This window comes from Microcella sp., assembly GCF_033763155.1.
Lineage (GTDB): Bacteria > Actinomycetota > Actinomycetes > Actinomycetales > Microbacteriaceae > Microcella.
The window spans coordinates 25,236-33,682 of the sequence record NZ_JANRKZ010000026.1 but is presented as its reverse complement, the minus strand read 5'-3'; the positions used below and the strand labels follow the sequence as shown (position 1 = coordinate 33,682).

The window sequence follows — 8,447 nt, the reverse complement described above, 5'->3', positions numbered from 1 at the left end:
TCAGTCGGCGGGAACCCAGTCGCCCGTCGCGAGGTATTGCACCTTCTTCGAGATCGAGACGGCGTGGTCGGCGAAACGCTCGTGGTATCGCGACGCGAGCGTGGCATCGACAGTGTCGATCGCCTCGCCCTTCCAGGTTTCGCCGAGCACCTTGTCGAAGACACTGAGGTGCAGGGCGTCGATCTTGTCGTCTTCGTCGCGAATGAACTCGGCGATCGCGAGGTCTTCGGTCTCGAGCAGCTCAATGAGCTTGCGGGCGATCGTGACGTCGAGCTGGCCCATCTCTTTGAACGTCGAGCGGAGGCTCTTCGGAACCACCTTGTCGGGGAACCGGTAACGCGCCAGTTGAGCAATGTGCTCGGACATGTCACCCATGCGCTCGAGCGAGGCGCTGATGCGCAACGCGCTCACGACAACACGCAGGTCACGGGCAACGGGCTGTTGGCGAGCAAGAATATTGATGGCGAGTTCGTCGAGCTCGGCGGCGGCAACGTCAATCTTCGCGTCATCGGCGATGACCGTCTCGGCGAGCGACACGTTCGACTCGTTGAAGGCTTGCGTGGCGTTCTCGATTGAGCCAGCCACGAGCCCGGCGATCTCGACAAGTCGCTCGCGCACCTCTCGCAGCTCTTGCTGGAAAACTTCGCGCATCTGGTCACGTCCTCTATCTGGGGGGTCTCGGCACAATCCCTCTCACCGTGCCGTTCGGCGGTGAACGGTAGTCAACCCACAGGTGAATTCTCGATGACCTCGCCTCCAGAGGCGCAGTTGCGGCTCAGGGGCGGGCCCTCGGTCACTAATCTAGTGCTCATGGACTCGGCACTGCTCGTGCCCCTCGCTCTCGCCTTCGGGGTGCTGATCGGGGGCGGAGCCGTGGTCGCCGTTGTGACGGCCGCCCGTCGAGGGCGCATGGCTGCTGAAGTGGCCTCAACGACTGTTCCCGATGGCGTCGATCAAGTCATTGACGTGCTCGAGTCGGCGGGCATTGTGCTCGACCCGAGCAACAACGTCATCAAGGCCTCAGCGCGCGCCGTCACGATGGGTTTGGTCTGGCACCGCACGCTCGTGCATGGGCGCATGGTCGAGCTGGTCGATCGCGTTCGTCGCAGTGGAGAGCCGATCACGGAAGAGCTCGAGCTCAGTCGAGGCCCACTGGGCGATGCCGCCCTTCACCTCTCGGTGCGCGTCGCTCGCCTCGGCAGCCGCTTCATGCTCGTTCTGGCTGAAGACCGCACCGAGTCGTATCGCTTAGATGCCGTGCGTCGCGACTTTGTCGCCAACATCAGCCACGAACTTAAGACGCCCATCGGCGCGATCGGGCTCTTGGGTGAGGCTCTGGGCCACGCCGCCGATGATCCCGTGCAGGTGCGCCGCTTTGCCGAGCAACTTGCCAAAGAGTCAGGGCGGCTCGCGAGCATGACGCAAGAGATCATCGAGCTGTCTCGCTTGCAAGCAAAAGATGCTCTTTCTGACCCGGAGATTGTCGAGCTCGACCACGTCGTCTCGGCCGCAATCGACCAAAACCGCGTGCATGCGGATGCTCAGCGCGTGACCCTCGTCAGCGGAGGCACCAAGGGTCTACGTGTGTGGGGTGATGAGGCCATGCTGATCACGGCCGTACACAACCTCATTCTCAACGCCGTGCAGTACTCGCACTCGCCCGCGCGCGTGGGAATCGGCGTGACCGCGGCCGATGACGTCATCGAGATCGCGGTGACCGATCAAGGCATCGGTATTCCCGAAGAAGAACTCGACCGCGTGTTCGAGCGGTTCTTTCGGGTTGACCAGGCCCGCTCGCGCACCACGGGCGGCACCGGGCTCGGGCTCAGCATCGTCAAGCACGTCGTGCAGAACCATGGTGGCGACGTGCGTGTCTGGTCGCAGCCCGGTCGGGGATCGACCTTTACCATCCGCCTCCCGCGCGTTCTCGAACCCGCGGCCGCTCGACTGAAGGCCTGACATGACCCGCATCTTGATCATCGAAGACGAGCCCTCGCTGTCTGAGCCCCTCGCCTACCTCTTGACGCGCGAGGGCTACGAGACGGTGGTGGCCGCCGACGGGCTCGCCGCGCTTACCGAATTTGATCGCGCCGGGGCCGATCTCGTCTTGCTCGACCTCATGCTTCCTGGCTTGGCCGGAACCGAAGTCTGTCGCGAGTTGCGCCAGCGGTCCACCGTGCCCATCATCATGCTCACGGCGAAAGACAGCGAAGTCGACATCGTCGTGGGGCTTGAGCTGGGTGCGGACGACTACGTGACGAAGCCGTATTCGACGCGCGAACTGCTCGCGCGCATCCGTGCCGTCATGCGGCGTCAGATTGACGCGGGTGAGATCGACGAGTCGGTGTTGTCGGTCGGAAGCGTGCGCATGGATGTCGAGAAGCACCAAGTCACCGTGGATGGCACCGTCGTGCCGATGCCACTCAAGGAGTTCGAACTGCTCGAGCTCTTGTTGCGCAATGCTGGGCGCGTGCTCACCCGTGGACAACTGATCGACCGGGTGTGGGGTGCTGATTACTTCGGCGACACGAAGACGCTCGACGTGCACGTCAAGCGCATCCGCTCGAAGATCGAGCCCGACCCCGGCAACCCGCGTCTGCTCGTGACCGTGCGCGGTCTGGGATACCGCTTCGAGGCCTGACGGCCGTGGGGTGATGCCCCGTCGCCAAGGCGGCGAGTTACGGAATTCGTCGCCCGCAGGGCGAGCTAGGGAATTCGTCGCCCGAAGGGCGAGCCTTAGGGTATGTAAAGCTCGTACTCCGGCAGCGCCCCGTCGAGCACCGGCACGAGAACCTCGGAGCCCTCGGCCCCCGTGTAGGTGAAGAAGACGGGAACGAGCCCGCCAATCGTGGCCCCGGTGCCCGAGAGAACAATCTGGATCTCGTCGTCGGGCCCGCCCACGCGCGTGCGCTCGCCCGCGGCGATCACGATGGCCTCAGAAACACGCTCGCCGTCGCTTTCCCACTGCACGATTAAGCGGCGGTCGACATCGGCTGCGCTGGCCACGGTCATGACCAGGTTCAGTTCGTCGCCGGTTTCGCCGATCAGAAGCGCATTGCGAATCGCGAGCGCGCCAACTTCGGTTCCGACTCCGTCGCTCGGGTCGTAGTCCTCTTGAGTCGCAATGTTGGCCCCGAAGGTGCATCCGGTCGTGCCGATCAGCAAAGCCGCGGCAAGAGCGATCGACGCCGCAACGCGAGATTTCACGAATTGTCTCCTTTAGGCCGTCGGCGTGCCCGGTCACGCACAGTGTGAGGCGCTCGCGGAAGTCCAATGAATTCTAGTCTAGCCAGCACGCGCAGCCCCATTGCCGCCCGCTCGCGAGCCTGGCCGCCCCGAATTTCTGAGAAACCCCTGTGGTAGACTGGCGATTCTGCGGAAGGACCATCAGCCATGCTTTTTCAGGTCGGCGAGACGGTCGTTTACCCCCACCACGGTGCGGCAACGATCATCGAAGTAAAGAACCGAACCGTCCGGGGCGAAGAGAAGCTCTATCTCAAGCTCAACGTCACGCAGGGTGATTTGACCATCGAGGTGCCGGCCGAGAACGTCGACCTCGTGGGGGTTCGCGACGTCATTGGCCAAGAAGGTCTCGACAAGGTGTTCGAAGTGCTGCGCGCTCCGTTCACCGAAGAGCCCACCAACTGGTCGCGCCGCTACAAGGCCAACCTTGAGAAGCTTGCGTCGGGTGACGTCATCAAGGTGTCTGAGGTCGTGCGTGACTTGTGGCGCCGTGACCAAGACCGCGGCTTGAGTGCGGGCGAGAAGCGCATGCTTGCGAAGGCCCGTCAGATTCTCATTAGTGAGCTCGCCCTCGCTGAGAAGACCGACGAAGAGAAAGCCTCCACGGTTCTCGACGAGGTTCTCGCCTCATAGCCATGGCGCCGTTCCCTGCGCGGCTCGCCATCATTGTCGTTGCCGCGGGCAGCGGCACCCGGCTGGGGCTGTCACAGCCCAAGGCGTTCGTGCCGGTCAAGGGCCGCACGCTTCTTGAGCTCGCCCTTGAGGGCGTGTTCGCGCAACCCGAGGCCGCTCAGGTGATCGTTGTTGCCCCGAGCAGTCATCGGGCCGATGCCGTGTCGATCGGGCACCGTGTCGCGGGTGCGGCTCGGGATGCCCTCACCGTGGTTGTCGGCGGCGATAGCCGCGCGGCCTCCGTGGCCGCGGGACTCGCTGCTGTCGCTGACGGTGTCGACGTGGTGCTCATCCACGATGCGGCGCGAGCTCTGACGCCGCCCGAGGTCTTTACGCGTGTCGTCGAGCGTGTGCGCGCGGAGAACGTCGGGGTGATCCCCGCGTTGCCCGTCGTCGACACGATCGCGCGCCGTGATGCCGCGGGAGCGGTCATGGAACAGGTGGATCGGTCGCAGCTGGCGGCGATCCAGACCCCGCAGGGTTTTCCGTTCGACGCCTACCGCGCTGCCGTTGCGGCGATCGCACCCGGTGCCGAGCACACTGATGACGCCAGCGTGTTCGCGGCGGCAGGGCATCCCGTTGTCACGGTGCCCGGTGACGACCGAGCGTTCAAGGTCACGACACCGTGGGATCTCCGTCGCGCCGAGTTGCTCGTTGCGGGCGATCGCCCCACGGTGCGCACGGGAATCGGCATTGACGTGCACGCCTATGACGAGAACCGGCCCCTGTGGCTCGGCGGCTTGTACTGGCCGGGCGAGCCCGGGTTGGCTGGCCACAGCGATGGAGACGCCATCAGCCACGCGGTGTGTGACGCGCTCTTGTCGGCGGCAGGACTGGGCGACGTCGGTTCGCGGTTCGGCGTCGACGACCCGCGATTCGCGGAGGCCCGCGGCGAGGTGTTTCTCACGGCAACCCTAGAACTCGTGCACAACGCCGGTTTCGAGATCGTCAATGTCGCGGTGCAGGTGGTCGCGAAGCGCCCGCGGTTTGCAGCCAGGCGTCACGAGGTTGAAGCCCTGCTCACCCGCACTCTCGGGGCACCCGTGAGTGTGGCGGCGACGACCAGCGATGGGCTGGGCTTCACCGGCCGGGCCGAAGGCGTTGCGGCCGTCGCGACGGCACTGCTTCATTCCTGATCGCGCCGCCGCTGCGTTCATTCTTGATCGCGCCGCCGCTTCTGCGGCGCGATGCGGCTCCGCCGACGAGCGCGGTCGTCGGCTTCGCCGCTCTCCTCGTCGCTCCCAACTCGCACGCCGGTAGGCTGGGGCGGTGAGCGTGCGCCTGTATGACAGCCTTCAAGCGGCTGTTGTCGACCTCGAACCGCGGGTCGCGGGTCACGTGGGCATGTATGTCTGCGGCCCCACCGTGCAATCGGCTCCCCACATCGGCCACTTGCGCAGCGCTCTGGTCTACGACTTGTGGCGGCGCTGGCTCACGGCGCGGGGCTATGCCGTGACCTTCGTGCGCAACGTCACCGACATCGACGACAAGGTGCTCGCGAACGCGACCGACGACGAGCCGTGGTTCGCCGTGGCCTACCGCGTCGAGCTGGAGTTCACGGCCGCCTACCGCGCGCTGGGTATCTTGGCCCCCACGTATGAGCCGCGGGCGACGGCGAGCATTCCGCAGATGCATGCTCTCATCGAACGCCTCATTGCGGCGGGCCACGCCTATGTGGCGACGGATGCCTCGGGTGACGTCTATTTCGACGTGCGCAGTTGGAGCCGCTACGGCGAGCTGACGCGCCAGAACCCCGACGACATGGACGAGGCGGGCGACGCCCCCGCGCGTGCCAAGCGGGACCCCCGCGACTTCGCCCTCTGGAAGGGCGCCAAGCCCGATGAACCGACGACCGCCCAATGGGATTCGCCCTGGGGTGCGGGACGCCCGGGCTGGCACATCGAGTGCTCGGCGATGGCGGCGCGCTACCTGGGCCCTGCGTTCGACATTCACGGCGGCGGACTCGACTTGCGGTTTCCGCATCACGAAAACGAGCTCGCCCAGTCGGCGGCCGCCGGCGACGGCTTTGCGCAGCACTGGGTGCACAACGGCCTCGTGACGATCGGCGGCCAGAAGATGTCGAAGTCGCTCGGCAACTCGGTGTTTGCCGCCGACTTGCTCGCGAGCCACCGACCGGCCGTGGTGCGCTATTGGCTCGGCTCGGCCCACTACCGCTCGAGCATCGACTACACGCCCACGTCGCTCAACGAGGCGCAAGCCGCCCTCGACCGCATTGACGGCTTTCTCGCCCGCGCATCCCGTCGCATTGCCGACACGCGATTCGCTGATGAGGCCGCCGAACTGCCGGCCGAGTTCGTCGCCGCGATGGACGACGACCTTGCCGTTCCGCAGGCGCTCGCCGTCTTGCACGATCGGGTTCGCCTCGGAAACGCTGCCCTCGATGCCGACGACCCCGCGGCCGCCGCGCGCGCCCACGCTGAAGTGTCGCTCATGGTGAGCGTGCTGGGCTTTGATGCGCCCGATGCGGATGCTCGCGCCGACGATCGCGCTCACCGAGCCCTCTCGACTCTGGTCGACCGGCTCATCGCCGAACGCCGCGAGGCGCGCGAGTCGCGCGACTTCGCGACGGCCGACCGTATTCGTGACGACCTCGCGGCCGCGGGCATCGTGCTCGAAGATTCACCGACCGCAACCGACTGGAGTATCGATGGCTAAGCCCGGGCGTCCTGGCGCAAGCAACAAGAAGAAGGGCCCCACCGTTGGTTCAGGCGGTCAGGGTCGGCAGGCCCTCGAGGGCCGCGGCCCGACGCCCAAGGCGGAAGACCGTAGCTGGCACCCCGCGGGCAAGCGCAAGGCAGCGCAAGAGCGGCTCGCTGCGGCCAAGACACGAGCGGGCGGCGGCAACGGCGGCGGTCAGCAGTCGAACCGCGCGCGCGCCCCAAAGAAGAGCGCCGACGTCGAGGTCGTGAGCGGCCGCAACTCGGTGCTGGAGGCACTGCGTGCCAAGATTCCGGCGAGCACGCTCTACATCGCATCGCGCATCGAGATGGATGATCGCGTGAAAGAGGCGTTGTCGCTCGCGACGAAGCGCGGCATCCCCGTTCTCGAAGTGATGCGGCCCGAGCTCGATCGCATGACCGGCGAGAATTCGGTGAACCAGGGCATTGCGATCAGCGTGCCGGCGTATGAGTATGCGCACCCCATGGATCTCATCAGCCGTGCGGTCGATCGCGGACACACTCCTCTGCTCGTGGCGCTCGACGGCGTGACCGACCCGCGCAACCTCGGGGCGATCATCCGCTCGACCGCCGCGTTCGGCGGGCACGGGGTGATCGTGCCGCAACGCCGCTCGGTCGGCGTCACGGCTGCGGCCTGGAAGACCTCGGCCGGCGCCGCCGCGCGCACGCCCGTCGCCATGGCGGCCAACCTCACGCAAACCCTCAAGGCCATGAAGTCCGAGGGCGTGTTCGTGCTCGGGCTCGACGGTGACGGCGACATGTCGCTGCCGAAGCTCGAGCTCGCCGACCGTCCGCTCGTGATCGTCGTGGGCAGCGAAGGCAAAGGTCTTTCGCGCCTCGTCACCGAGACGTGCGATGCGATTGTGTCGATCCCAATCTCGTCGGCCACAGAATCGCTCAACGCGGGCATTGCGGCGAGCGTCGCGCTCTACGAGGTGGCGCGGAGGCGCGCAGCCCTGTAGCCGCACCCGCTTTTGCTGTGTAGCTGGGCTTGACGGCCCGGCGTCACTGTCGATGGTCGAACATCGCTGATCATTAGGGGCCGAAAGGCCGTGAATGAGCGTTCGTATAGGCTCGGAATGGCCTCGGCTGTTCAGTCAGGCTGTGCATCGACCGTCGGTCGTCGTCGTGAGAGAAAGGCGCTGCTGGTGCAACGTGATGTCGGCCCTGAGCTCAGACGGGTCCGCGAGTCGCAAAAGCTCAGTTTGCGATCGGTGGCGGGCGCTGTGGGTGTTTCGGCGAGTCTGCTTTCGCAGGTCGAAACCGGGAAGACCCAGCCGTCGGTCGGCACCCTGTTCGCGCTTGTGCACCACCTGGGCATGTCGCTCGATGGCCTCATGGCGCCGTCCACGCGTGATTCAGTGCCCACCGCAAGAGGAACAATGCGGTCTCGCGATAACGCACCGCATCGTCCAGCAGGCCAACCCGCACGGTCGGTCGTACAGCGTCGCGAAGACAATCCAAAGATTGAGCTGCAGAACGGCGTTCGATGGGAGCGCCTCGCGGCCCACGACGCCACCAAGGTCGACCCACTCATTGTCACCTACGCACCCGGTGCATCATCGTCAGCCGACGGCAAGATGATGCGTCATGAATCCTTCGAATACGGCGTCGTACTCGAGGGCCAGTTCACCCTTCGCGTGGACTTCGATACCTACACGCTCGAGCCGGGTGACTCGTTTTGCTTTGATGGCTCGCGCCCGCATCTTTTGAGCAATCACGGTGACGTGCCTGCGCGCGGAGTCTGGTTTGTGCTCGAGCGCCGTGACCTTTCCTACGAGGTGGTGCACGACCACGACAGCGAGCGCAACCAGGTCGCTCGCCAGTAACGTT

At 65.6% G+C, this 8,447-nt stretch carries 9 protein-coding genes and 1 pseudogene; 8 read left to right on the top strand and 2 right to left on the bottom strand.

Annotated features, from left to right (window positions below; genetic code table 11):
• The gene (gene phoU / locus SFU54_RS01000; protein WP_319014457.1) at positions 1 to 651 is read right to left on the bottom strand and encodes a phosphate signaling complex protein PhoU; all 651 of its coding nucleotides are present in this window, start codon (positions 649 to 651) and stop codon (positions 1 to 3) included.
• Between the two features lie 159 nt (positions 652 to 810).
• Between phoU and SFU54_RS00995 the strand changes: the two genes are divergently transcribed.
• Together SFU54_RS00995 and SFU54_RS00990 are read left to right on the top strand one after the other, a co-directional pair.
• Positions 811 to 1,959: a sensor histidine kinase gene (locus tag SFU54_RS00995; protein ID WP_319014456.1), complete on the top strand. Its 1,149-nt coding sequence runs from the start codon at positions 811 to 813 to the stop codon at positions 1,957 to 1,959.
• A gap of 1 nt (position 1,960) precedes the next feature.
• Positions 1,961 to 2,641: a response regulator transcription factor gene (locus tag SFU54_RS00990; RefSeq protein ID WP_319014455.1), complete on the top strand. Its 681-nt coding sequence runs from the start codon at positions 1,961 to 1,963 to the stop codon at positions 2,639 to 2,641.
• Positions 2,642 to 2,736: 95 nt separating this feature from the next.
• Here the strand turns inward: SFU54_RS00990 and SFU54_RS00985 are convergent, their stop codons facing one another.
• A complete protein-coding gene (locus SFU54_RS00985) occupies positions 2,737 to 3,207 on the bottom strand; it encodes a hypothetical protein (RefSeq protein WP_319014454.1) in 471 nt (156 codons plus the stop codon).
• Between the two features lie 186 nt (positions 3,208 to 3,393).
• Between SFU54_RS00985 and SFU54_RS00980 the strand changes: the two genes are divergently transcribed.
• From SFU54_RS00980 to SFU54_RS00960, 6 genes and pseudogenes are all read left to right on the top strand, one after another.
• Complete coding sequence (locus SFU54_RS00980) at positions 3,394 to 3,876, top strand: CarD family transcriptional regulator (RefSeq protein ID WP_319014453.1); 483 nt, start codon at positions 3,394 to 3,396, stop codon at positions 3,874 to 3,876.
• A gap of 2 nt (positions 3,877 to 3,878) precedes the next feature.
• Complete coding sequence (gene ispD / locus SFU54_RS00975; RefSeq protein ID WP_319014452.1) at positions 3,879 to 5,051, top strand: 2-C-methyl-D-erythritol 4-phosphate cytidylyltransferase; 1,173 nt, start codon at positions 3,879 to 3,881, stop codon at positions 5,049 to 5,051.
• 133 nt (positions 5,052 to 5,184) lie between these two features.
• Positions 5,185 to 6,591 (top strand): cysteine--tRNA ligase, encoded by a 1,407-nt coding sequence (cysS, locus tag SFU54_RS00970; RefSeq protein WP_319014451.1) that lies wholly within the window; start codon positions 5,185 to 5,187, stop codon positions 6,589 to 6,591.
• The gene (rlmB, locus tag SFU54_RS00965; RefSeq protein ID WP_319014450.1) at positions 6,584 to 7,576 is read left to right on the top strand and encodes a 23S rRNA (guanosine(2251)-2'-O)-methyltransferase RlmB; all 993 of its coding nucleotides are present in this window, start codon (positions 6,584 to 6,586) and stop codon (positions 7,574 to 7,576) included. Before cysS ends, rlmB begins: the two co-directional genes overlap by 8 nt.
• 117 nt (positions 7,577 to 7,693) lie before the next feature.
• Positions 7,694 to 7,939: pseudogene (locus SFU54_RS11705) on the top strand (helix-turn-helix domain-containing protein); the annotation flags it as partial.
• 57 nt (positions 7,940 to 7,996) lie between these two features.
• Positions 7,997 to 8,443, top strand: a complete 447-nt coding sequence (locus SFU54_RS00960; protein ID WP_319014449.1) for a cupin domain-containing protein — start codon at positions 7,997 to 7,999, stop codon at positions 8,441 to 8,443.
• Positions 8,444 to 8,447 lie beyond the last annotated feature (4 nt).